Source organism: Alcaligenes sp. (genome assembly GCF_050255915.1).
Classification (GTDB): Bacteria; Pseudomonadota; Gammaproteobacteria; order Burkholderiales; family Burkholderiaceae_B; genus Alcaligenes; species Alcaligenes aquatilis.
In genome coordinates this window covers 78060-104036 of the sequence record NZ_JBFWIQ010000015.1, presented here as the reverse complement: position 1 = coordinate 104036, position 25977 = coordinate 78060, and the positions used below count along the sequence as shown (strand labels likewise).

Below are 25977 nucleotides of genomic sequence, written 5' to 3'. Positions count from 1 at the left end.
ACTGCCTGGACAATGCTGCGATGGAAAGCTTCTTCGGCACGCTAAAGTCTGAGTTCTTCTACCTGAACCACTTCGAGAGCATTGAGCAACTGCAGACGGGCATCCGTCAATATATCCACTATTACAACCACGAACGCATCAGAACAAAGCTAAAAGGCCTGAGCCCGGTGCAATACCGAAATCAGGCCTTGCTCATCTAATTTAACTGTCCAACTTTATGGGGGCAGTTCACCGTCAGCGGCTGTTTTGCATTACCAACACGCCCAACCAGAACCCCCCCTTATGCCACCTGCACCCGCAGGCCTGCCACAAGGCACAAACACAGACTCTGGTTTCAAGGCTCATTCCAACCCTGCTTCTCTACAGGAGAAAAACATGAACGATAAACACTATCTGCTGCGCTCGATCCAGATTGCAGCAGAGAATGTCGCCCGTGGCGGCCAGCCTTTTGGTGCCGTGCTGGTGCGTGACGGCCAGGTTCTGGCCGAAGGGGTCAATGAGACCTACCTCGCCCACGACCCGACCGCCCATGCCGAGATCCAGGCACTGCGCCACGCCAGCCAGGCGGTAAAAAGCAGTCACCATGCAGGCAGCACCATGTATGCCAGTGGCATCCCCTGCCCCATGTGTATGGCCGCCATGATCGCCTCAGGCGTAGAGCGTGTAGTGTATTGCGCCGACGACGAACAAGGCGAACCCTTTGGCTGGTCCACCGAATCCTTCTACAAAAAAATGCAGCAGGATTTTGGCAAGCAGGGCGTGAAAATGGAACACCTGCCTTTACCTGAAAAACGCCAAGTGTATGAAGCCTGGCAAGCCCGTTTTGGACAAGGCTCCAAGCAAGACTGAAAACGTCATTCAAAACCCTGCGATCAAGCAGGGTTCTACGTATTTACATAGACAGGCAGGTCAGAAAAGTTTATAAAACAGAGCAGTTATAGTAACGATTCTCATTTATTGAATCCCAAAGGAAATACATGATTGCGTCCCGCCCTGCCTCTTTAAAAATGATTGTTGCCTCCGTAATGGGGGCCTTGCTGCTCAGCGCATGCCAGACCGCACCGCAATCGCAACAAGTGGGCCAAACATCGTCTTTCAATGCAACTGCCCCTCAAGCACAAGTCACTTTCCGTCAGGACACCATTGAGGGTGCCTACGAAATTCTGGCCGCCAAGGACAGCAAGCAATTATTCGTTGCCGCCACCCCCTTGTTTGAAGACCGTGCGGCCGGCTTTCTGCATGTTCTGGACCAGGACACTCTGCGTGAGTCGCAGCGCATCCAGTTGCCACGCCGTGCTTTCGCACTGGGCCTGAACCAGAAAACTCACACTCTGTACGTGGGTAACACTCTGGACGGCTCGCTGCTGGCGATCAACAGCCTGAACGGCACCGTCAAGCAACTGATTCAACTGGGCCAGAAAGAAGGCAAGGACGGCTGGGAACACACCCGTAAAGTCGTGATTGACGAACAGGACAACCGCATCTTCGTGACCAACCCCTCTGAAGGTGGCCGCGTATGGATTGTGGACGGTGCCCAAGGCCGCATCCTGCACAATATCGACAACGTTGGCCTGTGGCCTGCCGGCGCTGCCTACGATGCCAACACCAAACGCCTGTTCGTGGGCCACGGCGGCAAGGATGAAATTGCGGTCATCAACCCGGCTACAGGCACTATCGAACAGCGCTTCACGACAGGCGATGCGAAAAGCGACAAGCGGGAAGATTCCCGTCACTTCTTCGTGAACATCACCCTGAGCGCAGATGGCAAGAAACTGTTTGGAGCTGACGCCAACACCGGCAAGATTTACGTATTCGACACCACCTCCGGCAAAGTGGAAAACACGGTTGAAGTCGGCCTGGGGCTGCTGGATATCGTGTACAACGATGCCCGTAAAGAGCTGATCGCCACCAACCGTGGCGTGGATCGTCAAACGCCTGCCGGTACCGGCTCGATAACCATTCTGGATGCCAACACCCTGGCTGTGAAACACCGCATTAGCGCTCCTGTACACCCCAACAGCGTGACGCTGAGCGCTGACGGCCAGACCGCTTTTGTCACCATCAAGATTCCTCACGGTGACAAGAGCCCGCACTACCTGAAAGGTGCCAAAGACAGCGTTCTGCGTCTGAACCTCAACCAGCTCTAAGCCTCTGGCGTCAAGCCTGGACCCAAGCCGAGACTACCCACCAGGTAGCTCGGCTTTTTTGATGCCTGCCACTTTGGTCTGCCCAACCGACGCTACGGCATCTGTGCTTAGCGCTCAGGATAGTTGTGTCTGCCGTTCAAATCCAACGCCAAGACCCGCCAGGGCCGGCTCCGTCACGTTTCACGGCCATCTTCTCAATGTGGTCTGGGAGCAAGCAAAAAAGCGGATTGCTGTAACCGGCCACTTGCTCAATAGAATCAATTAGTGGCCTAGCACAACACCTGTTGTCCCCCAGCCCCACCCTCCCCTTTCCCGCCTCCCGATGTGCCACGAACTGGCATTTCAGGAGCGTTTTCTATTGAAGACATCTCATGGTTCAGTTGAACGATTATCACCAGCCTATTGGCCCCTCGCTCCCTCATTGGCAAGCCCGCCCGCGACCCACCCGCTGTGTTTTGCACGGTAAGTACTGCCGACTGGAAGCAGTGAACCCGGAGCAACACGGCGAGAGCCTGTACGAGGCCTACAGCAGCGCCAACGATGGCCGTGACTGGACCTACTTGTCCGTAGGGCCCTTTACCAGCCGTGGGCAATTCGATCAGCATCTGCATACCATCAGTCAGGCCGACAACGCCGTGCATTACGCCGTCGTAGAACAAGCCACAGGGCGGGCATTGGGCACCTTGTCCCTGATGCGGATTGACCCGCAAAACGGCTGCATTGAAGTGGGTTTTGTAGCCTGGTCGCCCGCTCTGAAGCAAACCCGCATGGCCACCGAAGCCCACTATCTATTGATGGCCTATGCCATTGACGGCTTGGGCTACCGCCGCTACGAATGGAAGTGCGATACGCACAATGCTCCTTCACAAGCGGCTGCACGACGACTGGGCTTTCGTTATGAAGGCATTTTCCGCCAAGCGATTGTCTACAAAGGGCGCTCACGCGATACAGCCTGGTTCTCGATTACCGACACAGAATGGCCTGCCCTGAAAGCAAATTTCCAGGCTTGGCTGGCACCCGAGAACTTTGATGAACAAGGCCGTCAAAAGCACCGCCTCGGGCAACAAGGGACGATTATCCCAGCCGGCTCTGGGGCCCGCCGCCTGAAGCAGATGCTGGCCCTGCAAACCGAGCTGAATCACCTGATCGACCCTAACTGGCGAGTGGCAAAACAGGACTACTACCGGGCGATCTGGCTGGAGTGTGCAGAGCTGGCCAACTACCTGGATTGGAAGTGGTGGCAACACCGCGAACGCAATCTGCCGCAACTACAGCTGGAGCTTATCGACATCCTGCATTTTGGTCTGTGCGATGTATTGCGCGCCAACGACCTGCTGCGCGAGCAAGAGGCCGCCACCGCACTGGATCAGCTTGAGCAGGCCCCTGCAAGCGCCAGCGACTCTGCAACCCTCATGACGGCGCTGGAACACTTTGCTTTGCGGGTGCTGCAGACACGTCAGTTCGACTTCAGCGGTTTTGTTCAACTGGTCCGCCTCAGTGGTCTGACGCTGGACACGCTCTACCACTCCTACGCGGGCAAAAACGCCTTGAACCGCTTGCGTCAGCTACGCGGCTATCAGCATGGTCACTATCACAAACAGTGGGGTGACCAGCAGGACAACGAGCATCTGGCACGGCTGCAATCGCAACTGCCCGCCGAGCAAGACAACTACCCCGAACTGATCCTGCATGCCCTGCAAGACAGCTACAACTCATTTTTCTCGGGAGGCACCCAGGCCCAGAACAGTGCCTCGCTACCACCTCCCCTTTCTTTACGTTGACAAAGGACTGTCCATGTACATCGACTGCGATTGTGCCACTAGTGTCTTTCTAGACTCGCCCAAGCCGGACTCCAATCCCGTGGAAAACCATGACACACGTCATCCACCTGATCCCCGGCCACAACCGCATAAGGTGCAACATCCCTGGTCCCGCTCTCGACGTCGCGAACGCTCTCGCTGGCGCCAAAGCTGAACCCGGCCCCGATTGTCTCCTAGCCCGGCACTCGAGCCGGGTTTGCATGGGTGACACCGTCTTGCAAGCAAATGGAATAGGAGCTATGAGCCACCGAACATAGCTCCTATTGATTTAAATCAAGACAATGAATCCCATCGTCGGCACAAGGATCGACGAGGCATACCAAAGGAGACAAATCACATGGATACCCCACTCAGAGACAAATCCTATTTTGATGAACGTGCCACCAAAGAGATGGCCTCTCATCTGCAGCACGTACAACGCGACACCCGCGAAACCATGGCATTTGCCTGTCGCATCCTGGCCATGACCGAGCAGGAGGCCGGTCTGGCAGGCCAGATCAGTGTCCGTTCCGAACGCCCTGGTGCCTACTGGACCTTGCGCTTTGGTCTGGGTTTTGACGAAGCCACCCCTGAAGACTTCATTGAAGTTGACCGCGACTTAAATACCCTGAGCGGCCAAGGCATGGCCAACCCGGCCACCCGCTTTCATTTGTGGGTCTATGAGGCTCGCCCGGACGTCAACTCCATCATCCACACGCACTCGCCCTGGGCTACCGTGCTGGCCACCGCCCGTCAGCCTTTGGTGATTTCGCAAATGGACATGACTCCCCTGCACAATGACTGTGCCTTTTTGGGCGAATGGCCAGGTGTCCCCATTGCCGACCAGGAAGGCGTCATCATTTCCAAAGCTCTGGGCGACAAGCGGGCCATTATCCTGGCCCACCACGGTTATCTGACCGCAGGCCAAAGCTGTCAGGAAGCCACGTATCTGTCCGTGTATCTGGAGCGTGCTGCACGCCTGCAAGTGCGCGCACAGGCGGCCTTTGGCCCGCTTACCCCCGTGGACGACACCCTGGCGGCCGAAGCGCACGACTACCTGCTCAAGCCCTCCATTGTGAACGCGACCTTTGATTACTGGGCCCGTCAGACCCAAGGCATTGCGCCCTTAACTAAAACTCGCTGACGCCCACACTCAACACCCCGCTTCCACCAGGAGGTCGCTATGACGATGCCTAATCATGGACAGGCGCGTTCGTCGCGCCAGTACGTTACCGCTGGCCTGGCCAGCATGATGGGAACCACCATAGAGTGGTATGACTTTTTCCTGTACGGCACCGCTGCCGCACTAATTTTCAACAAGATCTTTTTCCCCGCCTTTGACCCGATTACGGGCACACTGGCGGCCTTTGCCACCTACTCCGTGGGCTTTTTTGCCCGTCCCTTGGGAGGATTTGTTTTCGGCCATTTCGGTGACAAGCTGGGCCGAAAATCCATGTTGTTGATCACGCTCTTTCTAATGGGGATTCCCACTATCCTGATCGGCCTGATCCCCTCTTATGAAAGCATTGGCTATTGGGCCGCCGTTCTGCTGGTCCTGATGCGTTTTCTGCAAGGCATTGCAGTAGGCGGCGAATGGGGCGGCGCCGTGCTCATGGCGGTTGAACATGCCCCGGAAGGCAAGAAAGGCTTTTTCGGCAGCTTGCCACAAACAGGCGTTGCCCCCGGCCTGATCCTGTCTTCTCTGGCCATGGGAGCGGTCGCCAGCTTGCCTGAAGAAGACATGCTCTCCTGGGGCTGGCGTCTCCCCTTTCTGGCCAGTGTTGTCTTGCTGCTGGTGGGCTGGTGGATACGCGCCAAAGTGGCCGAGTCACCTGACTTCGAGCAGATGAGCAAGAAAGGCAAACAAGTGGCGATTCCCGCCCTGGAAGTCCTGCGTCATTATCCACGTGAAGTCCTGCTGGTCGTGGGGGGCCGTCTAGCTGAAGTGACCTGGTTCTACACCGTAGTGACCTTTGCCCTGGCCTATGCCACCACCACCTTGGGAGTTGATCGCGGCGTGATGCTCGATGCGACCGTCTGGGGAGCATTTGCCGCCCTGTTCACCATGCCTTTGTTTGGCGTACTGGGAGACAGGATCGGCTTCAAATGGGTATTCATGGCCGGCACGGTCTGCATGCTGGCGTTCTCGTCCACCTTCTTTTCCATGTTGGGAAGCCTGGACTCCAACACCATTACCCTGGCTTTGGTGATTGCGATTGGCCTGGTCTACGCCGCACTGTATGGCCCGCAAGGTGGCCTGTTCTCCACGCAATTTCCACCTGAAGTGCGCTACAGCGGCATCTCCATTGCCGTGCAGGTATCCGGTGCCATCGGTGGCGGCCTGGCTCCCTTGGTGGCCACCTCCTTGCTGGCCTATGGCGATGGCCAACCCGACTACATCGTCTGGTATCTCAGCGTGCTGGGTCTGATCGCCTTTGCCAGTACCTGGTTCATGCACGGGCCGACGCATTTCTCCCTTCCCGCCTTATCCAGCCCAAAGGTACGCACATGAACAGGCCCGGCATTCACTACTACTTCTGGATGAATTCAGACTGGGCTTACCTGGGGGCCGACCAGCTGGAGGCGATTGCCCGCCAACAGGGCGTGCCGATCCACTACAAACCTGTGGACCTGCCTCAGGTCTATGCCCGTACGGGCGGTGTTCTACTAGGACAGCGCTCGCCCGAACGACAGGCTTATCGCATTACAGAGTTGCAGCGCTGGTGTCGCAAGCTGGACCTACACGTCAATCCCACACCACGCTTCATGTGCCCAGACGCCACGCTGGCCTCCCTCCTGGTGATCGCCATCAACCAGGCTGGCTTGCCAGTGCGGGATTTGTACAAAGCCATTTTGCGAGCGCAATGGTGCGAGGATCAGAATATTGCCGATCCCGTGCTACTGGCCGGGATTTTGCAAGCTCACCAATTAGATGCAGACTACTGGCTTGAACAAGCACCGCTGATGCAAGCGCAGTATCAAGCCCACACCGAAGAGGCCATTGCAGCCGGTGTCTTCGGTTCACCCTCCTATGTGTACCAGGGTGAGCTGTTCTGGGGTCAGGACAGGCTGGACATGCTGGACCAGGCCATCACCGGACACCCTGCACCAGCTTGAGCCAGGCTACACACCAAGCCTGGGTATGGTGAAAGCAAGGGCGGGACAAGGGAAATAAACCTTGTCCCGCCCTTCTTGTTTTTTGCTTCGTCAACCGGCTCAGGCCCTGCCCCGGGCCCACCAAAATGATTTAACCGCCCTATACCAAACTCGCTCTAACAAGCATAACAATCTGTAAAAACTGAACGCCCAAACTAGATCAAAATCCAACAAAAAAACGGCAAATAAACGCCTTGCCTCGGGCCGTGCTTCCTGCACCTGCGAGTCATCATAAAAAGAGCTTCACACACTTCCCCGACAACATCTGTCCAGATGCACACTAATGCGGGCAAAACCACGGCAAACCTATCTGGACATGGTCTTTTGTTCAGAGGTAAAAGCCGTAGAATCACGCCTTTTCCTATCAGGAAAATTCACCGATACGCCAGCGTAGCATTCCGGATATTGGACTTTTTAGGTCCTGCTTACGGCACGGGTTTCGGGCTTTCGGCATGCCGCCTGCCAAAAATGAAATGCAATGAGCAATTTTGAAAATTTACTTTTCCCACTAATACAGAATGTTATGTCTGCCGTACGAATCATATCGATAGATTTTATCTATTCATTGAGTCTGTATTCTGAGGAAATTGGCTACTTGAGCAATGTCAGTAAAGGTAGCCGTCTTCATCAGAAGAAGGGCGCGGGGCTTTATATTGAACAAATACGCCACTATAAAGTATCAGCCAGATCAAAAAATCAGGATTCTGCTGATCTCCAATAACACTCGACAGCACGAACAACTTCTTCAGGCGCTGCTGGCTGGTGCGTTTCGAGTTTCTGTTGCTGCTGACGGAGTGCAAGGATATACCAAGGCCCAATTAACCCTGCCGGAACTTATCCTGGTGGATAAGCAATTGACAGGGATAGATGCTTTGTCCTTAACCCATATGCTCCAAGGATTAAAAGCCACAGCCCAAATCCCCCTCATCATTCTGGATTCGCGCATGGACGGCAGCAGTGAGGAATGCGTCACTTTTTTAAAAGCAGGGGCGGTGGACTACATTGGCAATCCATACGCCGTCGACGAGGTCAAAGAGCGTATCAACGTGCCTTTGCGTTGCCCAAAAAAAATATGGCCAGCCATGGTTTCAGGCAAGGTGCAAAGCCCGCAGCCCAGCACGACCGCTGAAACCAGCATGCTGATCCATGCCATTCAGAAAACGATAGAGGCCAACCTGGGCTCTCCACCCAGCCAAAAAGAACTGTGCGATATGTTCAAGATTTCACGGCGCAAAATCATGAATATATTTCAACGTAATTTTGGCTTGAGCGTCAGTAGCTACATCCGATTGCAACGTATGTATCGGGCCGAGTACTTGCTAAGAACCACAGCCTTGAAAATTGACGTCATTGCGACTGACTTAGGATTCTCCAGCCCGGCCAATTTCTCTACCGCATTCAAAACCTATGCGGGTGTAGCCCCTGGAAAGTTTCGACAAGCTATTGAAAGGAACAAACCCTATACGGATAACAAACCGTGTATGCGCTCCATGGGGCCACCTGTTTTTTCATCGGGCTGGTGTCCACCGTAGCGAGCAACAGGAAAAGAATCATTCCCACAGCAGGCTTGCCCCAAAACTCCATCAGAAAAATAAAACCGCTGGCTGACAACGCCTGAAAGAGGATAAAGGCCCTTGCCCTTCACACCTTCATCGTGGCCGGACGAGCAGGAATACGGCTCCAAACCACAAAGGGCCGCTTACGAACGAACCGTAGTTGCCACTTGAAGCCCAGGTGATAAAATCGTGGCTACTTGAATTGTTCAATTCAAAACAGATCCGGGACGACCTGGATCTGCTTTTTCAGCACAGGGACGGCCCTAGCTTTTAGCGGAGCATTCACAATGGCCTACCCTGCATCTCCCTCTCCTGAACTCATTACCCCTGTCACCTGGCTGCGTCTGCTCGGTTCCTGGTCTATGGTTGTCCTGTTCATGATTTTTGGCGGGCAATGGCTGGGAGATTCTTTGAACGGCACCACCGCGGCCATCGTCTTTCTGGCCCTGTTTGTGACCATTCTGGCCGCCTCCTTTGGGGTGGTGCGTGAAGCAGACCACCTGGCCCATCAACTGGGCGAGCCTTACGGCACCCTGATTCTGACTCTGTCCATTGTGCTGATCGAAGTCATCCTGATTGCTTCGGTACTGCTGGGACCAGGGGACTTCCCCAGCATTGGTCGGGACTCGATCTATGCCGTGATGATGATCATCCTGAACCTGATTACGGGCCTTTGTCTGATTGCCGGCGCCGCGCGCAATGGCGATCAGGAGTTCAACCGCCAAGGCACCCACACCTACTTGTCCATGATTGTGCTGCTGACCAGTGTGGGCCTGATTCTGCCCAACTACACCCGCAATGCAGGCGAGTTCAGCACAACCCAAGCCATCGGCATTTCAGTGCTGACGGGGCTGATTTATGCCATCTTTCTGTATCTGCAAATGGGCAGTCACCGCCATGACTATGTACAACCCAATCAGGTGGTGCAGAGCGCTAAAGATAAGGCACCCACACCACGCGATCCTCAGGCGACCCGCGCCATGCTGATACGCAGCCTGGTGCTGATCGCCCTGATCCTGCCTATCGTCTTGCTGGCCCACGATCTGGCTATCGTGACGGACTACGGTATCGCTGCCTCGGGCGCCCCCGTCGCCGTCGGCGGTGTACTGATCGCGATTATCGTGTTCACCCCCGAGTCCATTACCGCCATCAAGGCGGCGATGAACAATGAGATGCAACGGGCCATCAACCTGTGCCTGGGCGCCTTTGTCTCTACCGTAGGACTAACGGTGCCAGTGGTGTTGATGATTGGCCTGATTACCGGCAAACAGGTGATCATGGGCATCAGCAATACAGAAACCGTTCTGTTTCTGATCACTGCCCTGCTCAGCATCTTGAGCTTTAGCGGCAAGCGAACCTCCCCCATTCAGGGTTATCTGCACCTGATGGTTTTCGTGGTGTTTGGGCTGCTGCTGTTTTACCCCTAACTGCTTTGCCTTGCTGCGTGACTCTGCGCTACAACGCACAGTCGCGCAGCAAGGTTTCCAACCAATCCGCAAACACCTGAAAACGGCGCGACAAGTGCTGGCGATGCAAGTACAACAAAGACATAGGCATAGGGGCAGCGCGATGCTCCGGCAACACCTCCAGCAATTCACCTGCCTGCAGGTGTGCCTGCACGTCATAGGCAGGAATCTGGATCAACCCCAAACCGGACAAACAACAAGCGATATACGCTTCGGCATTATTCACGGTCACGCGACCTGGTAAGTCCAACACCTGCCGCTTGTCCTGCTCCATCCATTCCCAAGGGGCGACGCGCTCACTGGTGGGCGAGGCGTAGCGCACCATTTGATGGTTCTCCAGATCCGCAGGCGTCTGAGGCATACCATAACGGGCAAGATAAGCGGGACTGGCTACATTGATCAAAGGCAGGCTGCCCATTTTTCTGGCGATCAAGCCCGAATCGCCTAAGGCGCCCACCCGCAGCACGCAATCCACCTGCTCCTCGATCAAATTCACCTCGCGGTCAGTCACGCCCAAATGCACATGGACATGCGGATAGCGCTCCAGAAACTGCGGCAAGGCAGGCGCCACAATCAAGCGGCCTACCCGCGCGGGCACATCCACCTTGATCGTGCCTATTGGCCCGACACTGGCTTGGCGAAACAGGTTCTCGGTTTCCTGCACATCGGCAATCACGCGCAGGCAACGTTCATAAAACGCCGCGCCATCTTGCGTGACAGTCACTTTGCGCGTGGTGCGATTGAGCAAGCGAGCACCAACTCGGCCCTCCAGCTCCTGAATGGCCATCGACACCGAAGAGCGCGGCATACCCAAGGTATCGGCCGCGCGGGTGAAATTGGCACACTCCACGACCCGCGTAAAGATGCGAAACAGGTCAATGCGGTCCATGGCCTTCTCCAGATAAGCAGCAGCAAAACGCAGGGCGAATCGCCAGCCTCAGTCTGCTCAAGCAGCGATGCTGATTGTTCGTTTTTTCAGACAAATGATGTCAGAACTGGATGATTTAAACAATTTCATCGACTTATATCATGGAAAAACGAAACGGCTTGCAGCCCGCAGCCCACACTAACAAGGAGTCATCATGGCAAAGCACAGCATCAAAGGTAAAACCGTTCTGATTGCAGGCGGAGCAAAGAATCTGGGTGGCCTGATCGCCCGCGACCTGGCAGAACAAGGGGCGCGCGCCATTGCCATTCACTACAACAGCGACAGCTCCAAAGCGGATGCCGAAGCCACTGTCAAAGCCATCCAGGCCGCTGGCGCACAAGCCGTCGCCTTCCAGGCCGACTTGCGTTCGGCCAGTGCCATGGAAAAGCTGTTTAGCGATACCGTCGCCTCCATTGGCCGCCCCGATATTGCCATCAACACGGTCGGCAAGGTACTGAAAAAATCACTGACCGAGGTCAGCGAAGCCGAGTACGAGGAGATGAGCGACATCAACTCCAAAACCGCTTTTTTCTTCCTTAAAGAAGCCGGCAAGCACGTACAGGACAATGGCAAAGTCTGCACCCTGGTGACGTCCCTGTTGGGGGCCTTCACCCCGTTTTACGCCGCGTATGCGGGCACCAAAGCGCCGGTAGAACACTACACTCGCGCCGCCGCCAAAGAATATGGCGCACGCGGTATTTCCGTCACGGCAGTGGGCCCTGGCCCTATGGATACGCCCTTTTTCTACCCCGCCGAGGGCGAGGACGCTGTGGCCTATCACAAGACGGCTGCCGCGCTGTCCCCCTACTCCAAGACCGGACTGACAGACATTGAAGATGTCGTGCCCTTTATTCGTCATCTGGTCAGCGACGGCTGGTGGATTACCGGCCAGACTATTCTGATCAACGGTGGCTACACCACCAAATAAGCCAATAAGAAGCAGACAAGGCAATGCTTGCATCAAGTCCGCAAGATCACTGCTTCAGATTGGAATAATGGCGCTCTTTCGACACTTGCCTGCTGACTCCAAAAAGGAATTAGCAGGCAAGTGTGCCTTCCAGGCCGTCATCCCCGATTAGGCCCGAGGTCCCCGATACGGATTCTCGAAAATCTCTTCTACGGTCTGCCCGAACACAGCACTGATCTTGAAGGCCAGATCCAGGGACGGTGCATGTTTACCCGTTTCCAGCGCATTGACCGCCTGCCGGGACACGCCCAAGCGCTCTGCCAAATCGGCCTGCGTCCAATTCGCTTCAGCCCGCAATACACGCAATCGGTTTTTCATTTAATCGCTAGTCCGGACAAAGGGTGAAACCAGGGCAAACACAGCCCAAAAGAAGGGGTAAATCAACCAAGCGGGAATATGAGGCGCAGCGGCATAGGTTTCCCCAAAACCCCAGGCTGTCCACAAGGTCAGTGTCGCTCCCGAAGCCAGCACAAAGCACTTGGCCACAATCACCCGCACGAACTCATCGCTTTGCGCCATCAAACCCAAGGTGGCCCACACTTGTCCGGCAACCGGCAAGGCGACGGCAATGGCAATCAGCCAGCCAACAGGTCGACCAAGCAGGCTGTCGAACAGCCCCACAATGGTCAAGGCATTGACCAGGATATACACGCCCATAAAGAGCAAAGTGCGAATCAGATAGCGGCGGCCTGCTGATGGCGCAGAAGAGGAATTGCTGTTGGTGAGCATGTTTGAGCACCTGAATGTAAAGTAAACCTGACTTTATAGAAGTCAAAAATACCTGTCAATAAGTAAAGCAAACCTTACATATATTGAGTAAATCTGACAGCAAAGACAAGGTCTGCATGCCGCACATTTCTTTCAATTCAGTCCCCAGCCCAGCACAAGCCACAACACAGACGCTGTGAACGGTCCACCATTCACAAAACCCGTTTTTACTTTTCTTGTGCCACAACAAGTTGCGCCAGCCGCTTAATGGAAAGCGGCGCGCAGCCTTCCGCATCATTGCTGATCGTCACATACGCCGCCTGCCCCGCCCCCGTAATTCCGCGAATCGTACGCGCCAATACCGTGCGGGTATGCAAGTCCTCGCTGACGATAGCATCGAAGGGGGTATGCTTTTTTTGAGCATCGGCGTAGCCGTAAGCACCAAACTCCCGGTTCAAGTTCCAGCGACACACCAAGGGTCCCGGCCACAAGGCACGCAGTACAGGCAGTTGCTCCTCAATCGGCGGCATCTTGCCGTGCAGACCCAGACAAAACGTCGCGCCATTGGCCTTGAGCGTATCGACAAGACTTTGGGTCAGCAGCTCCGGGTCTCGGACTTCTACAGCAAGCACGACTTGTGAACCCTGCGGTAAAGCCTCTCGCGCCGCCGCCAGCATCTGCCCCAATTTGTCGAACATCTCTGCCGGGCGATTCAACCAGCCCCAGGACAGTGGGCTTAACTGGAAGACCAGCACGCCCAGCTTGTCACGCAAACCCTCGAGCGCAGGCTGCACAAACTGCTCTACAGCCAAACGGATATCGAGAAAGTCAGGATTGGACTTGCGCACCTTGCCCTGCTCATCACGAACTTGAGCATCCGTAATCATGGACGGGCATTTCACAACGAAGCGGAAATCGTCATCCACCTGCGCGGCGTAGGCGGAATACTGCGTGACCGTCAAAGGACGCCAGAAGGTGCGATCGACACAGACTGTACGCATCAAAGGATGCTGGTGATAGGCCTGCAGGCCATGCTTAGAGAGGATATTCGACTCGTACTCGCCATCCCAGATCAAGCCCTCCCAACCGGGGTAAGACCAGGTGGAGACACCGAAACGCAGGGTTTCAGGAAGCTGGGCCGCCAGATCGCTTAGCTCCAGCGCGGAAGCAGCAAGGCTGACTTTGGTGATTTTGCGTCGGGAGGGAGCGGCGGGCTTTGAAGCGGGTGGCTGAGCAATGGCATCGCCGAAAAGATCTTCTTGCATGCTGGGTATAGTGCCATGGGAATGAAGTTAAGCAAATGCCGGCTCAAAATCCACCAGATCCGTACTTTGCATGCCTAACCCTTTGGCGACGCTGCGCCAACGACTGACAGCCTGAACAAGCTCCGCCCAGATTGCTTCTGCTTCCCCCACCGTTAACCTGAAGTATGGTGCCCCACAATATGCGCACTCGAACCCAGGTGCACCTTCAGGTCTGAGCGCTTGGCAGATCGTGTCGTCATCAGAAACCTTCCAACTTGTCAGGATCCACAGAGTCCGAATCATCTTGCGACTTGGCCCCCGCGGTTTGACCCGCTTTAATACGCCGTGGGCGCCTGACGCGCTGGGGTAACTGCTCACGCAGCAAGCTGACCCGGATTCCAAGCCGTAGCAAGAGCCATGATTCAACATTCCGATTTCGTCGACACGTCAATAAAACGTGTACCCAATTTCGATAAATAGCGACATGTATCAAGTTTCGCTTGAAGGATCAGCGGCTACCACCGTCTAAGAAGTAGAAATGCAGTCGTGTTGCAGGCCAACACACCCAGCTCCCGAGAGCAGCAAAGCCTGACTTGGGAAATCGTTGCAGAAAAACGGGGGAGTTGGAAACAAAGCAGAACTGGAGCGGGTGATGGAAACAGAAAAATGCGTCTAACCTTATGATTTAAAAAAAAATTCTCGCGTTCAGCAAGACACGATTGCCGACATTATGTACGGTTAGATTGCCGTTGGCAATCTCAACTGATCGGCCATGCTCCATAGTAGTCCTCCTACTGCCACCAACAGCTACTAAGCTCCTTCTCCACCATTAACAAGCGCAACCACCACTGCACTAACGCCATAACCACCGGCGTAGAGGGGAAGCACCCCTTCAATCATGTGATGCTAAGAAGAGAGTCCATACATTACTGACTTCTCTTTTAAGCCGACACTGCTTTTCCAACTGAGCATATCGACGACCATGCGTAGGCGCCAGCTGAACACACCCCCGACGCTACAGCCTAGGAGGTTGACACCCACCGATGGAACAACAGTTCTGCAATCTGATGGTGTTTCTAGTTGGCAGGCGTACAAGCACGTCTTTCAGATAGGCATACAGGCCATGCCCGCTCAGTCGCGCTTACTGGATCAGGCTCATAATGGCAACCGTTCGCTGCCCAATGACTCAGGAGCAGATCTAGTTTTCGACCCAGTTATTGTCGATCGGTGTTTCGCCGGTATCGAGGTATCGTGTCAACTCCTCCCAGCGTTTGAGGCTGTAGTCGATGACACGAGCCATTCCCAAGCTATCCGGCGCCGGATAGCGCTGCGTGATCAGCCATCGATGCAAGATCTTGGGGATCGGCTGGGCCCGCCCTTCCCAAATCTGTCAGCGCGTATCGGCGGACAACTCGGCCACGCCGGCGCGGGCGAAAATCCGTTCCTGACGATACAGCGGCAGGCGATCTGCGAACCAAGCCACCAGCACCTGCGCCTGTCTGAGCGTGTCGCACTGCTCGCGCAGCGCATGTACAGCACCAGTTCCTCCGCATCGGGTGATCCAGCGATGCAATGCTCATGACAGCCAGTATGTCAATGCAAAGAAAAACGGACACTAACGTTTTAATAGCGGGTTCATTAATGAGCCCTCTCTCCCTCATCTCCTTGACCGTTTCACAATGGTAACTTCAACGTGAGCGGTGCCATGCGGCTCCAACAGGATAAGGTCACCGGCCTGCATATGCGGGCAAAAGCGCCCTGGGTCTGTAAGGGCTGCTACACAACCTGCCATCACAGAGACAATAGTGCTTTGGGGCGATGCCCGCTTTTTGTTGCCAGCCAGATTTACCCAGTGGATTCCCGGCGGTACGTCAACGCCAGATTGGTCGATGGCCAGACGACACGCTCACCGGCAAAACCCTGCATACGGCACCACGGCAAGCCTAGACTGCAGTTCCAGAGCGTCCCTTTCTGGAACTGCTTTACGAGACCAGCACCCGGGGAAGCCTCGAAGAGGCCCGATACTTGTTCGACTGTCTGCGACCGCCCTGCAGGGACGTAGTACGCACACGGGACTGGCAATAACCCGGAGCGGACGGGCCCCGAGCCTCATCGGGGCTGGGCTGGTTAGGAGGACGGTAAAAAACTGAAGACCTCCTGGCTTAACCCGCCATTCCATTGGCGATGCGTAAGGCGGTGCGACCAATTCGTATTGCGCAAATGCTTGGCGAATTCTCACTCTACACCTCGATGGTCAGAGAATTGAGAAGTCGACCAATAGTCGACTGGGTAACCTCGGCTTGACGCATCCTCTTCGAGACGGCATATTTAAAATTGTCTTAATGGAGGCCTTGCGATGACAAACGTACCGAACCTTCCGCAGAACTTACCACCCAATTTGGAAGAAAAACTGAAAAAATTCCTTGAAGCTTTGACCGAGGAAGAGCAAAAGAAACTTCATGATGGGCAAAAAATTTATCTCGACCCCAACCAGACGCTTTGGTACGTTGCCTATAAGACGACAGCCTAGCTCTGACCGTAGATAAAACATCTGACGTGTCTCACGCATCGTTCGTGGCGTATGTGATGTAATGTTTTACCCCTCAATGGAGCGCCTATGCCTGAACAGACAGATATCACCCGTATTGATTTACCGCTTTGGCAGGGGGTGCATCGTCTCTTAGATACCTTCATTGTTGCAAGGGACGAGGACGACTTTGTCATCGCATACACCCCCGATGCACGTGAGGGAGCGGCGTGGGTATATATGGCGTTAGAAGGGCGCGGGTATCGGGTCAGAATCACTCCGATGTCACCGCTCCATGACCCTGATTTTGAGGCTCGCCTAAGAAACATAGTGCCTCGCACTCGTGCCGATCCGGGACGCTGCGTATTAATTATTTTGGAAATGGACACCATGTCTCACAACGATGTCGTGAGACGATGTTTCTTAGAGTATGAATCATATCAATATCAAGTAGTGCGAACGATTAATTCGAATAGGGATCTATTCACCATCGGATTGCAAGTTCCGCCAAATGTCCTTTCCGCATTAAATGCGAGCCTTATGTATGCAATGGCAGGTAGCAAGCACATTGAAGTCTCAACGCCTGCCGGAACACTGTTGTCAATTGAACTGGAGCAGAACCTATATAAGTGGATTAGTAATCGCGGAATACCACAACCTCGAAAATTCATGGTATTGCCAGCGGGAGAGGTGGCAACGTACCCCGCAAACATTTCCGGAAGGCTAGTGGCTGATTTCGCAATAAATGTTAATTCTGTTTTTTCAGGGGATGCTCGGCTGGATTCCTCGCCAGTGACTGTGGAAATACAAGATGGTTTAGCGGTGGATATTCAGTGTGAAAACCGAAAAATGCTTGCGTTCTTGGAGCAGGCCTTTACAAGGCGAAACTCTCGCCGAGTCGGTGAATTAGGCTTTGGCACCAATAGTGCGGTCATAAAACCGGTATCGGAGAACTCACATCTTAATGAGCGCACTCCGGGCATTCACATAGGCTTCGGCCAACACAATCAAACAGACGAATTAACTGGCTATTCGTGCGACATACACATTGATCTTATCGCTAAGGGTGGGATGGTTCGTTGCCTAGATACGAGCATAGAGTTCGATCTTACACGAGTAGTGCCGACGGATAGGCCCCACCCGCCAGTAGAGATGAGCGAGGATGTCTTTTCAGGTGATGATTGCTGTGGCCTAGGTGCCGCAAGTATGAATTAGACAATAGACATATGACGGAAGCGTATTCGCTCTACCGAATTATTAAACTGGCCTTGGGCGGAGTGTCTATCTCATATGAAAGAGACGTACCAACTCCAGAGCTTGTGTGTCATGATGGTGTGTCTATTGGTGACTACGAGTGCTTGGCACTTCCGCTAATTGAGCAAGGAGGTGCGCGTGCGTTGGTGCTACATGCATGGGAATTTGCTAAGGCACATTTTCCCTTTGGGGCACGTATCGGAGAGCCTCAGACAACGCCGTTAAGGGTGACTCGTATTGACCTAGGGCGAGCGCCCAATTGTGAGGAAATCGTTTCAGCTTCTTCCCCCCAGCTGCCCGGTTTCATCCAAATCGGCGTTCCTGATAAGCGCTCGTACGCTCTTCGCATCTCATCTCTGCTAGTTCATGAAAGCATGCATCAAGCGCTGTATTTGCGGGAGATACATTCCAAGCCCTTCATTGAGAATGCCCTTGGTTATTCACCTTGGAAGAAACGCTTGAGAAGCGCGCGGCTTGTGTGGCATTCTTGGTGGACGTTTGCAGTGCAATATGCTTACCTGATTCAAATACTTTCTAATGAGCCATCTATCATTGAAGTGGATCCCGGACTGGTAAAGTTCACAGCAGAACGGAAGGCGGAACTAGAGATCGCTTTCTTTTCAATTCGAAGCTGCAACACATTTCTTGAGAGCGAGGCGTCGGCATGCTTGGAGGCAGCTACACTTGTTGATACCCTTACCGAGAACGCCTCCTGCGTCCCTGGCTTTGCTCGTGCCTATGAACTTGCCGCGCAAAGCAAAGCTACTGATTTCAGTAATTGGATTCATAGTCTCGACACCGAGTGAGATAGTCCGAGGTCGAAGATTATGGTGCTGCCTCCCCAGCGCGGCCAGGCATCAGCATAAAAGGACCAACCTGGGCAGCTTGGTGGCAGCCCCATCGCTGGGGAAATGTCCCCACATCTTTACCGCTCGCCATAACAGAACGTTGATGCTCTCGACGGCTTTGATGGTGTAAATCACCTTGCGGATAATGGGCGGGAACATAAAGAACGAGATCACGCGGTCCCAAGGTCGACGCCACACTTCTGTGATCAGCTGGTAGCGTTGACTCTAAGGGCCTTGCTTGAATGCCGCTCATGCAGCTAGCACCGCCTCGATAGTGGCCGCCATGTAGCTCGCGCTACCACCGCCCACCACTCCTTCCAACCGGTTTAGTCCGGGCTAGGTAGGGCAGATCAGATGCACTATGCAGGTTTGCGCAGCGTCGTGGTCGAGAACACCGCATTCAGCGACTGCTGCACGCCCTTTAATCCATCGGTGGCGGCGATCAGGATGGCCTTGGATGCAACGAGTCTTGAGCTCGTTGAACACCATCATCCAGAACTTGGCTCTTTCGGGGTGCTATATCCACAGCCCCGAAGATTTCCCAAGTACCCCACCAGTGCCAGATAAACAGCCTTGTTGCAGACCACGCCGTCTTCGCTGATCTTGACTCGCTGCGCGTCGAAAAATACAACCAGAAGCATGGTCTCCAAGGGGCGGGGCTGCTAGGCCGTGACCTAGTCCATTACCGCGTCAGTCACCGTCTGATGAATTCCCGCGAGAGTACTGTCTCGTACTGCCCAGCCAAATTGATCCAGCAACTCCGCCGGTATCGCCTGCAATTCCCGAAGAAGCGTCTTTTTCTTAGCAGCCTAACATGCCCATTGAGCGACATGTTAGGTCTCAAATAGAAAATTTACTTTTGAGCTGACTCTGCTTTTCCAAGCATGTCGACGATCATACTCAATGCAAAGTCTTTAATTCTAATTTCGTCAATGATATGACCTAAAACGACATCTAAAACAGAACCTGGCTCGGCCATACATTGTGATGTATCGCACTCACACGCCCACGCTCATCTCGCGTCTACTTCCAAGTAGTGAAGTGCTGTCAGCCACCGCGAGATGGGTCACAGCGATGATTTATTTTGTCATTTCAACGCCATCAGACTGTCACTGAACTCTGCTAGGGCCCAACTAGTCTTTACGCGCGCGTTGTACCCGAAAACACTGCTTGCATAATTGTCGTATGACATAAACATGTCGCCTCTCCGGCCGCTAGCCATGAACTCGTTACACAGACGCGGGCATTAGAGCGGATTTTTCCGCGAAGGAGAGCCTCGGGTTAGCCGCGTCCATGGGAGCTTTCTAGAGAGTCTTTATGCCTACGCGCTCTCTTGTCCCAAAGCGATCCATGGAGCACACACACGAATGGCCAATGGCATTTTTTCCATTCTCAGGCCTCAGCGTGGGATGCAAAGGGGTGGTTTGGGGATGCGCAATTCAACCTATACCAACAATATTAAAGTTTTCTACTCACCCATTGAAGCCGCGATCCGTTGGAGTGGACTTATTGATCACGAAAGCGAGATTATCCGCCTCTGGTGCGATACGAATCAGGCGTCGCAGCGTCAGTTCGCACAATGGCCCCACTTGCAGTTGAATCTAGATCGCATCTTCGACGGAATAGTACACGGTGACTTGCCTTACGGTCGCTGCGGCATCACGTGCGATGATCCAACCCTTGTCTCCGACCCAGACCTAACCGTGCGACATGTTGACCTTCGCACCTGGATTCAACGCCACTATCCCGACCAACGACCAGAATTCCTGTTCGATGCATTCGAACGTACCTTACATCCCGCCATCGACGTCGAGCTCATTCAAAATCTGATTATCGAACGGGAGCTTCTGCGGGCCACTTACGCAAGCTGCACCCGCCGCTTGGAGGAGCTTCAAGCTTCACACGAATTGCTACAACAAGACTATGCACGCATACAAAGCAAGCACTCCATGGAAGAAATCAGTCCGCGTGCCGAAGCAACCTATCTCAACATTATCGGCGCTTTACTCCACGTAATGCTCACTCACTCTCCGTCTGGGACGCCGTACTCGACGTTCCGAAGTCAGGAGGCCATCGTCAGTGTGCTAGTTGCCCACCACAGCGCGTTGATGGGGATCACTGAACGCACGCTACATGCCAAGTTTGCCGAGGCCAATCGTCGACTCGCAGCACAAATTGCCTAACCGCGCAACACTGTACATGCAGTCACCGATACTGCATTTGCAGTGGCCTGAATCTATCAGGACGAATTCAATTGGGATCACAAACAACGAAGCGCCAGTAGCGCCAAGGAGTGATCACCATGGATCAGCAGACACCGTCCGAAGTGAAGGACAACGAGCGACGTATCTTACGCCGCGCCGAAGTTGAAGCAAAGACCGGCTTCAAGCGCGCTCACATCTACAAGCTCATGGATCAAGGGAAGTTCCCCAAGGCCATGCGTCTGGGCGTGCGAGCAGTGGGCTGGGATTCTGCCGAGGTCGAGCAGTGGATAGCCGACCGCCGCAATGAGCGCATCTAAAAGCCTCTGAAATTGCCAGATGTCCTTGAAAAGGAATTTCGCTCATGCTTGCAGTATCCCTGATCTCCACAAAAAAAAGCGTTGGTAAAACCACCGTTGCGGCAAACCTCGACGCGTTTGTTGCAGACGCGGGCTTACGCGTGCTCCTGCTCGATTTGGACACGCAACCGACCTTGTCTTCCTACTACGAACTAACGCATCGCGCTCAAGGGGGTATCTACGAGCTTCTGGCCTTCAACGAACGCAACCTGGCTTGTTTGGTATCGCGTACCGTCGTCAACAACCCAGATGTGGTGCTTTCCAACGACGAGCACCACCAGCTCAATACCTTGATGCTGCGCGCACCGAATGGCCGTCTGCGACTACGCAACTTGATGCCAACCTTTCAACCCTACTACGACCTGGTGGTCATAGACACCCAAGACGCACGAAGCGTGTTGCTGGAGATGGATTTGCTGGCTTCCCAGCTGGCCGTATCTCTAGTCACTCCGGAAATCCTGGCTGCGCGCCAACTGCGTCGAGACACGCTGCAGCTGATAGAGAAAATCGAACCATACAGCAAGCTTGGCATCGAACTGCCCGTCTTGCAATTGCTGATCAACCGCGCTCCAGCCGTTTCGTCCAATTCCCGTCTCATCTTGCAGACACTGCGCCTGATTTTTCAAGATCAGACCAGAATCCAAGTACTGGATACGGAACTCCCTGCCATTGAAGCCTTTCCGCGCGCCGCTACGTGTGGAATGCCTGTGCATTGGGTCGAGTATCGCCCGCCGTTCGGTAGAGTCGCTCCTGTCGAGTTCGGCAACATTCGTAGCCTCGCCAACGAATTATTCCCGCAATGGCTACAGCGATTTTCCGCGGTGACCGGTCGTCCGCCACTGCCTCTAGATACACGGAGGCCACATGGCGAACGCACATGAGTTGTCCCGAGGCCACAAGCGGCTGCGGGCTCTAATAGAATTCGCTATTGGCGAAGGTTGGCACGTTAAGCGCACGCCAGGCGGCCATCTTAAATTTACCAGGTCAGGTTACGCCGCAATCTACACCAGCTCGACAGCTGGCGACCACCGAGCGGCCCTTAACGCCCGAGCTCAGATCCGCCGCGCCGCGCGTGAGGCCCAATCCCAAGCGCAGGGGGACCGTCATGGCTGAAATGACCCCTCAGAAGATGGCTGGCAAGCTACTCGCGGCCGTGTTCGATCGCAGCGGCCCGCCCGTGCAGGCCTTGAGCGATCCGATCGCCGACACTCCCATGGTCGTGACCCTGGACCAGTTGCGTCCCTACGACCACGACCCGCGCAAGAAGCGCAATCCGGCCTACGAGGAAATCAAGGCATCGATCCGAGAGCGTGGCCTGGACGCGGCACCGGCTGTCACCCGACGGCCTGGCGAGGACCACTACATCATCCGCAATGGCGGAAATACGCGACTAGCGATTCTGCGCGAACTGTGGTCGGAAACCAAGGATGAGCGGTACTTCCGAATATCGTGCTTGTTCCGGCCATGGCCCAGCCGCGGCGAAGTGGTCATGCTGACCGGGCATCTTGCCGAAAATGAACTGCGCGGTGGCCTCACTTTCATCGAACGTGCCCTCGGAGTCGAGAAGGCGCGCGAATTCTACGAGCAGGAAAGCGGCGCTATCTTGAGCCAATCCGAACTGGCCCGCCGACTCGCTGCAGATGGCTTTCCGATCCAGCAGTCACACATCAGCCGCATGAACGACGCAGTGCGCTATCTACTGCCCGCGATTCCCTCCGTTCTCTATAACGGGCTCGGCCGTCATCAGGTCGAGCGCTTGTCAGTCATGCGAAATGCGTGTGAACGCACCTGGGAGCGTTACGCAAGGGGACGCTCCGAGCTCCAGGATTTCAACGAATTCTTCCAAGAAGTGCTCTCTCAGTTCGACGTGCAGGCCGATGAGTTCTCCACCCAACGCGTACAGGACGAACTGATTGGTCAAATGTCCGAGCTGCTGAACATAGACTACGACGTTCTTGCCTTGGAACTGACTGAATCCGAGAGCCGCCATCGTGCCTTAGCCAGTGACCCAACGCCACCCTCAACCCCACCTGTGTTGCCTGAGCCAGGAACAATTTCACTTCCGCCTGCCGATATCGCCCCTCCAGTCTCAAATCCTTTACCAACCCCGGTAAGCCCCCCCATATCCGCTCCCTCGGCACATCAGGGCGATACGGACGACGAACAGACTGAAGAGGCCAGTCAGACACCGGATGGTGACTTACTTCAAAAGCATATCGTCTCTCCGGCGCTAACCACCGAACGACTGCAATCCATCCAACGCTTAGTTGCCGAGCAGCTAGGTGATGCGCTACCACCGGAGTTCTCAGCAAGCGTTTTGCAGTCCATCCCAGTACAGGTTGGCGGACTCTACCCAATCTCCGATGTCTGGTACATCGATCCCAGTCTCGACTCGCCTGAGCGTTTGCGTATTCATATTGCACAGTTCGCACGCGAAATTGCAGGTGAAGCAGATCTGGAAGAGTGTATCGAGGACAGTACGGCTGGAATCGGTTTCGCCTGCCGTAAACCGACACAGCCCGCGGCGGAGCCGTTTGGCCGTTCAATCTTGGCGCTACTTGCATGTTTTGCCGGTCAACGATCCGCTGAACTTGGCCTAGATGACGGACAAGTCCTCACCAACCTACCGACGCTGCTACACGGGCAGCACGGCGAATTCCGACGGCTAAGTGACACTGCGCTGGTCAAGCTGTTTCGTTTGCTGCGGCTGGCCCGACATCTGTACGATCTGGAAGCCGGGCCTGCGGCCTCCGGAAGTTGAGAGGGAAAAGCCAGCATGTCCGCCCAAAACCCCCTCAACCAGGCCGTCATTGCCCAAGCTCTCTATGATCTGCGCAATGGTCAGCTGCGACGCTGCAAATTGATGGGATTTGGCGAGGAAGAACTGGACGCTCTCAAACACCCTGCGCTAATCAGCGTGCTGGCCAATGCCAGCGTTTCCTGGTGTTCGGTGACGGTCAACCGCGAAGTGGTCCGACGTCTGCTCCAACAGGCGCGAGATGTAGAGAAAGAGATCGCCACTGTTGATCGTATGCTTCGACTAGGCGCGAGTACCGAGATGGTCAGTCGGTTCTTTGGTTTGACTCACCAAGAAGTGGCGCTTCGGCGCGATATCCTCGGCCTGCCCAAACGCAAAGGCCGCCACCCTGTACTGGATGAGCAACAAGACACCGAACTGTGGCGACGCTGGAAGGCCTTGAACGACGCCACGACTGTCGATCTTGAAGACGAAAGCTCCATCCTCGACGCCACCATGGACTTGGCCGAAGTTATGTCGTTGCCTCTGTCGGTGGTCTGGGCCTCGATCAAGAGCTGGGTCGATCAGGGATTAGGCTGAGCCATGGCGGTGGACCAAACCGTACCACACCGCGGCCCTGTCGCTCTCGCTGACCTGTTCAACACTCCCCTGAAAGACCTTCTTTCGCCAGAGCCCAGCCCGGTCACACCCACTTCCACCCCAAGCTCTTCCGGTGATACCTTCCTATTCAGCGGCAACAGGCACGAGACTGTGCCTCGGAGGTTGTTTCTCGACCGCCGACTAACGCCACTGGAACGGAACGCTTGGCAAGTCTTCCGGTTGATGCTCAACGATGATGGCGTGACCGCATTCCCGACCTACGAGCAGCTACGCCCATGGTTGGCCTCAATGCCCTGCGCCGGACAAGCCTCGCATGAAACTGTGGCGCGAGCCCTGACACTACTGCGCCTCACCCGATGGTTGAGTCTGGTGCGCCGGCGCCGCGACCCTAAAAGCGGCCGTATGCTCGGCAACCTCTATGTCCTGCACGACGAGCCGTTGACGCCTTTTGAAGCGATGCAGCTGGACGCCGATTATTTGGCGCTAGTCAGTCAGTCCCTCAACCACTCAGCCAAGGCCGTGCAGATGGTGGGACTGAACACACTCAAGGAAATCGCCGAAGATCCACTGCTGTCCGGCCGCACGCTGCCGTCGCGGCTGCAGGTCCTGGCCGAGCGTCTCGCCAGCCAAGGCGTTACGGCCACCGAAAGTTGTCCACAACGTGAAAACGACCACAGTTCCGAAGAAGGGAGTTCGAGCCTTCTTCGGAATTGTGATGACCCTGCTTCGGATTCCGAAGCAGGGTCCAAACCCACGCCAGACGTCTCTCTTCGGAATCCGAAGCAAGCCCGTACAGTACGTAGTAATCGTATTAATAAAGTACTTACTACGGCGCAGGCGCGCGCGTTGGACGATCTACGATGGCCCAAGCGCTTCGCAGAACTGAAGGCAGAGCAGAAGACAGGTGCTAGGATGGCATTGCAGCAGGTCGATGTTTTGCTAAGGCAGGCTGTGTTGGACGAGTGGGCCACACGGTGTAGTGGCAATGGCATCCGCAACCCCGCGGGGTATCTATTCGGCATCATCCAACGAGCAATCAATGGCGAGTTCAATGCCTGGGCCAAGAGTGCGACACCCTCCACAGCAATCTCTCCGAACCCGCAGCCGTCAACAGCATCAACTCCTGGACAGCAAGGCAAGCCGGTCTCTCGGGAGTTCGCCAGACAACATATCGAGCAACTGCGCAATCTGCTCGTCAACAAGTAAGCCTGCGTGAACAGCGCTGAAGTAGATGTCCATGGCTGTCAGTAGAGCTATCCCCTGGGGATAATCCCGCAGTCGGGGATGGTGCGATGCAGTCACAGAGCCGACATCGAACACCTGCCGCAACGTCGAGCTATCCGCTCCAACCCAAGCGTGCAGCGCTCGTTGGCGCTCCATGGACCTATCCCCAGGGGATAGCTCACGCCGAAGGCCATCAACAATTCCTAAACCGGGGCTGCGCGAGTTTCAGTTTGTT

24 protein-coding genes and 2 pseudogenes are annotated in these 25977 nt (G+C 54.9%); 20 read left to right on the top strand and 6 right to left on the bottom strand.

Going from position 1 to position 25977, the window contains the following annotated elements; translation table 11 throughout:
• The 9 genes from AB7E06_RS16880 to AB7E06_RS16840 all read left to right on the top strand — a co-directional run.
• Nucleotides 1–200 (top strand): IS3 family transposase (locus AB7E06_RS16880; protein WP_427957811.1); only part of this gene is annotated, 200 nt, incomplete at its 5' end.
• Between the two features lie 175 nt (nucleotides 201–375).
• Nucleotides 376–849 (top strand): nucleoside deaminase, encoded by a 474-nt coding sequence (locus AB7E06_RS16875; RefSeq protein WP_427957809.1) that lies wholly within the window; start codon nucleotides 376–378, stop codon nucleotides 847–849.
• 128 nt (nucleotides 850–977) lie between these two features.
• A complete protein-coding gene (locus AB7E06_RS16870) occupies nucleotides 978–2147 on the top strand; it encodes a YncE family protein (RefSeq protein WP_230018986.1) in 1170 nt (389 codons plus the stop codon).
• A 371-nt stretch (nucleotides 2148–2518) separates the two neighbouring features.
• The gene (locus tag AB7E06_RS16865) at nucleotides 2519–3928 is read left to right on the top strand and encodes a GNAT family N-acetyltransferase (protein ID WP_427957807.1); all 1410 of its coding nucleotides are present in this window, start codon (nucleotides 2519–2521) and stop codon (nucleotides 3926–3928) included.
• 376 nt (nucleotides 3929–4304) lie between these two features.
• On the top strand, nucleotides 4305–5090 hold the full coding sequence (locus AB7E06_RS16860) for an aldolase (protein WP_427957805.1): 786 nt from the start codon (nucleotides 4305–4307) through the stop codon (nucleotides 5088–5090).
• A 39-nt stretch (nucleotides 5091–5129) separates the two neighbouring features.
• Complete coding sequence (locus tag AB7E06_RS16855; protein ID WP_094195558.1) at nucleotides 5130–6458, top strand: MFS transporter; 1329 nt, start codon at nucleotides 5130–5132, stop codon at nucleotides 6456–6458.
• Complete coding sequence (locus AB7E06_RS16850; RefSeq protein ID WP_427957802.1) at nucleotides 6455–7063, top strand: 2-hydroxychromene-2-carboxylate isomerase; 609 nt, start codon at nucleotides 6455–6457, stop codon at nucleotides 7061–7063. Before AB7E06_RS16855 ends, AB7E06_RS16850 begins: the two co-directional genes overlap by 4 nt.
• A gap of 692 nt (nucleotides 7064–7755) precedes the next feature.
• A complete protein-coding gene (locus AB7E06_RS16845; RefSeq protein ID WP_094198250.1) occupies nucleotides 7756–8634 on the top strand; it encodes a response regulator transcription factor in 879 nt (292 codons plus the stop codon).
• A 311-nt stretch (nucleotides 8635–8945) separates the two neighbouring features.
• Nucleotides 8946–10085 (top strand): calcium:proton antiporter, encoded by a 1140-nt coding sequence (locus AB7E06_RS16840; protein ID WP_427957800.1) that lies wholly within the window; start codon nucleotides 8946–8948, stop codon nucleotides 10083–10085.
• 28 nt (nucleotides 10086–10113) lie between these two features.
• Here AB7E06_RS16840 and AB7E06_RS16835 read toward each other — a convergent pair whose 3' ends face one another.
• Entirely contained in the window at nucleotides 10114–11013 is a 900-nt protein-coding gene (locus AB7E06_RS16835; protein WP_094195555.1) for a LysR family transcriptional regulator, read from the bottom strand.
• A 193-nt stretch (nucleotides 11014–11206) separates the two neighbouring features.
• On the opposite strand from AB7E06_RS16835, the gene AB7E06_RS16830 reads away from it, so the two are divergent.
• On the top strand, nucleotides 11207–11980 hold the full coding sequence (locus AB7E06_RS16830; protein ID WP_045930809.1) for an SDR family oxidoreductase: 774 nt from the start codon (nucleotides 11207–11209) through the stop codon (nucleotides 11978–11980).
• Between the two features lie 147 nt (nucleotides 11981–12127).
• Here AB7E06_RS16830 and AB7E06_RS16825 read toward each other — a convergent pair whose 3' ends face one another.
• The 4 genes and pseudogenes from AB7E06_RS16825 to AB7E06_RS16810 form a co-directional block, all read right to left on the bottom strand.
• A complete protein-coding gene (locus tag AB7E06_RS16825) occupies nucleotides 12128–12337 on the bottom strand; it encodes a helix-turn-helix transcriptional regulator (RefSeq protein ID WP_094195553.1) in 210 nt (69 codons plus the stop codon).
• Nucleotides 12338–12748: a hypothetical protein gene (locus AB7E06_RS16820; protein WP_230018976.1), complete on the bottom strand. Its 411-nt coding sequence runs from the start codon at nucleotides 12746–12748 to the stop codon at nucleotides 12338–12340.
• Nucleotides 12749–12954: 206 nt separating this feature from the next.
• Nucleotides 12955–13992: a DUF72 domain-containing protein gene (locus AB7E06_RS16815; protein WP_427957797.1), complete on the bottom strand. Its 1038-nt coding sequence runs from the start codon at nucleotides 13990–13992 to the stop codon at nucleotides 12955–12957.
• A 1001-nt stretch (nucleotides 13993–14993) separates the two neighbouring features.
• Nucleotides 14994–15466, bottom strand: a pseudogene (locus AB7E06_RS16810) (IS66 family transposase); the annotation flags it as partial.
• Between the two features lie 861 nt (nucleotides 15467–16327).
• On the opposite strand from AB7E06_RS16810, the gene AB7E06_RS16805 reads away from it, so the two are divergent.
• The 3 genes from AB7E06_RS16805 to AB7E06_RS16795 all read left to right on the top strand — a co-directional run bounded on the left by AB7E06_RS16805 (nucleotide 16328) and on the right by AB7E06_RS16795 (nucleotide 18558).
• Nucleotides 16328–16501: a hypothetical protein gene (locus AB7E06_RS16805; protein ID WP_427957795.1), complete on the top strand. Its 174-nt coding sequence runs from the start codon at nucleotides 16328–16330 to the stop codon at nucleotides 16499–16501.
• Between the two features lie 87 nt (nucleotides 16502–16588).
• On the top strand, nucleotides 16589–17713 hold the full coding sequence (locus AB7E06_RS16800) for a hypothetical protein (RefSeq protein ID WP_427957793.1): 1125 nt from the start codon (nucleotides 16589–16591) through the stop codon (nucleotides 17711–17713).
• 11 nt (nucleotides 17714–17724) lie between these two features.
• Nucleotides 17725–18558, top strand: coding sequence for a hypothetical protein (locus tag AB7E06_RS16795; protein ID WP_427957791.1), 834 nt, complete (start codon nucleotides 17725–17727; stop codon nucleotides 18556–18558).
• A gap of 60 nt (nucleotides 18559–18618) precedes the next feature.
• Here the strand turns inward: AB7E06_RS16795 and AB7E06_RS16790 are convergent.
• Nucleotides 18619–19262: pseudogene (locus AB7E06_RS16790) on the bottom strand (transposase); the annotation flags it as partial.
• Nucleotides 19263–19967: 705 nt separating this feature from the next.
• On the opposite strand from AB7E06_RS16790, the gene AB7E06_RS16785 reads away from it, so the two are divergent.
• The 7 genes from AB7E06_RS16785 (at nucleotide 19968) to AB7E06_RS16755 (ending at nucleotide 25724) form a co-directional block, all read left to right on the top strand.
• Nucleotides 19968–20783, top strand: a complete 816-nt coding sequence (locus AB7E06_RS16785) for a hypothetical protein (protein WP_427957789.1) — start codon at nucleotides 19968–19970, stop codon at nucleotides 20781–20783.
• A gap of 119 nt (nucleotides 20784–20902) precedes the next feature.
• On the top strand, nucleotides 20903–21121 hold the full coding sequence (locus AB7E06_RS16780; protein WP_427957787.1) for an AlpA family transcriptional regulator: 219 nt from the start codon (nucleotides 20903–20905) through the stop codon (nucleotides 21119–21121).
• 44 nt (nucleotides 21122–21165) lie between these two features.
• Nucleotides 21166–22041, top strand: coding sequence for a ParA family protein (locus AB7E06_RS16775; RefSeq protein ID WP_427957786.1), 876 nt, complete (start codon nucleotides 21166–21168; stop codon nucleotides 22039–22041).
• Nucleotides 22025–22273 (top strand): type II toxin-antitoxin system HicA family toxin, encoded by a 249-nt coding sequence (locus tag AB7E06_RS16770; RefSeq protein ID WP_427957784.1) that lies wholly within the window; start codon nucleotides 22025–22027, stop codon nucleotides 22271–22273. The genes AB7E06_RS16775 and AB7E06_RS16770 overlap by 17 nt, the downstream gene beginning before the upstream one ends.
• Nucleotides 22266–23921, top strand: a complete 1656-nt coding sequence (locus AB7E06_RS16765) for a ParB family protein (RefSeq protein WP_427957782.1) — start codon at nucleotides 22266–22268, stop codon at nucleotides 23919–23921. Before AB7E06_RS16770 ends, AB7E06_RS16765 begins: the two co-directional genes overlap by 8 nt.
• Nucleotides 23922–23936: 15 nt before the next feature.
• A complete protein-coding gene (locus AB7E06_RS16760) occupies nucleotides 23937–24497 on the top strand; it encodes a DUF2857 domain-containing protein (protein WP_427957780.1) in 561 nt (186 codons plus the stop codon).
• Nucleotides 24498–24500: 3 nt separating this feature from the next.
• On the top strand, nucleotides 24501–25724 hold the full coding sequence (locus AB7E06_RS16755) for an STY4528 family pathogenicity island replication protein (protein WP_427957778.1): 1224 nt from the start codon (nucleotides 24501–24503) through the stop codon (nucleotides 25722–25724).
• Nucleotides 25725–25977 lie beyond the last annotated feature (253 nt).

What these genes read in the sequence shown, in the direction of transcription:
- AB7E06_RS16855 (WP_094195558.1), top strand. Translation starts at nt 5,130, where the DNA reads ATGACGATGCCTAATCATGGACAGGCGCGTTCGTCGCGCCAGTACGTT.
- AB7E06_RS16785 (WP_427957789.1), top strand. Translation starts at nt 19,968, where the DNA reads ATGGCCAATGGCATTTTTTCCATTCTCAGGCCTCAGCGTGGGATGCAA.
- AB7E06_RS16770 (WP_427957784.1), top strand. Translation starts at nt 22,025, where the DNA reads ATGGCGAACGCACATGAGTTGTCCCGAGGCCACAAGCGGCTGCGGGCT.
- AB7E06_RS16765 (WP_427957782.1), top strand. Translation starts at nt 22,266, where the DNA reads ATGGCTGAAATGACCCCTCAGAAGATGGCTGGCAAGCTACTCGCGGCC.
- AB7E06_RS16840 (WP_427957800.1), top strand. Translation starts at nt 8,946, where the DNA reads ATGGCCTACCCTGCATCTCCCTCTCCTGAACTCATTACCCCTGTCACC.
- AB7E06_RS16805 (WP_427957795.1), top strand. Translation starts at nt 16,328, where the DNA reads ATGACAAACGTACCGAACCTTCCGCAGAACTTACCACCCAATTTGGAA.
- AB7E06_RS16815 (WP_427957797.1), bottom strand. Translation starts at nt 13,992, where the DNA reads ATGCAAGAAGATCTTTTCGGCGATGCCATTGCTCAGCCACCCGCTTCA.
- AB7E06_RS16775 (WP_427957786.1), top strand. Translation starts at nt 21,166, where the DNA reads ATGCTTGCAGTATCCCTGATCTCCACAAAAAAAAGCGTTGGTAAAACC.
- AB7E06_RS16850 (WP_427957802.1), top strand. Translation starts at nt 6,455, where the DNA reads ATGAACAGGCCCGGCATTCACTACTACTTCTGGATGAATTCAGACTGG.
- AB7E06_RS16780 (WP_427957787.1), top strand. Translation starts at nt 20,903, where the DNA reads ATGGATCAGCAGACACCGTCCGAAGTGAAGGACAACGAGCGACGTATC.
- AB7E06_RS16820 (WP_230018976.1), bottom strand. Translation starts at nt 12,748, where the DNA reads ATGCTCACCAACAGCAATTCCTCTTCTGCGCCATCAGCAGGCCGCCGC.
- AB7E06_RS16825 (WP_094195553.1), bottom strand. Translation starts at nt 12,337, where the DNA reads ATGAAAAACCGATTGCGTGTATTGCGGGCTGAAGCGAATTGGACGCAG.
- AB7E06_RS16835 (WP_094195555.1), bottom strand. Translation starts at nt 11,013, where the DNA reads ATGGACCGCATTGACCTGTTTCGCATCTTTACGCGGGTCGTGGAGTGT.
- AB7E06_RS16800 (WP_427957793.1), top strand. Translation starts at nt 16,589, where the DNA reads ATGCCTGAACAGACAGATATCACCCGTATTGATTTACCGCTTTGGCAG.
- AB7E06_RS16755 (WP_427957778.1), top strand. Translation starts at nt 24,501, where the DNA reads ATGGCGGTGGACCAAACCGTACCACACCGCGGCCCTGTCGCTCTCGCT.
- AB7E06_RS16830 (WP_045930809.1), top strand. Translation starts at nt 11,207, where the DNA reads ATGGCAAAGCACAGCATCAAAGGTAAAACCGTTCTGATTGCAGGCGGA.
- AB7E06_RS16760 (WP_427957780.1), top strand. Translation starts at nt 23,937, where the DNA reads ATGTCCGCCCAAAACCCCCTCAACCAGGCCGTCATTGCCCAAGCTCTC.
- AB7E06_RS16865 (WP_427957807.1), top strand. Translation starts at nt 2,519, where the DNA reads ATGGTTCAGTTGAACGATTATCACCAGCCTATTGGCCCCTCGCTCCCT.
- AB7E06_RS16875 (WP_427957809.1), top strand. Translation starts at nt 376, where the DNA reads ATGAACGATAAACACTATCTGCTGCGCTCGATCCAGATTGCAGCAGAG.
- AB7E06_RS16795 (WP_427957791.1), top strand. Translation starts at nt 17,725, where the DNA reads ATGACGGAAGCGTATTCGCTCTACCGAATTATTAAACTGGCCTTGGGC.
- AB7E06_RS16860 (WP_427957805.1), top strand. Translation starts at nt 4,305, where the DNA reads ATGGATACCCCACTCAGAGACAAATCCTATTTTGATGAACGTGCCACC.
- AB7E06_RS16870 (WP_230018986.1), top strand. Translation starts at nt 978, where the DNA reads ATGATTGCGTCCCGCCCTGCCTCTTTAAAAATGATTGTTGCCTCCGTA.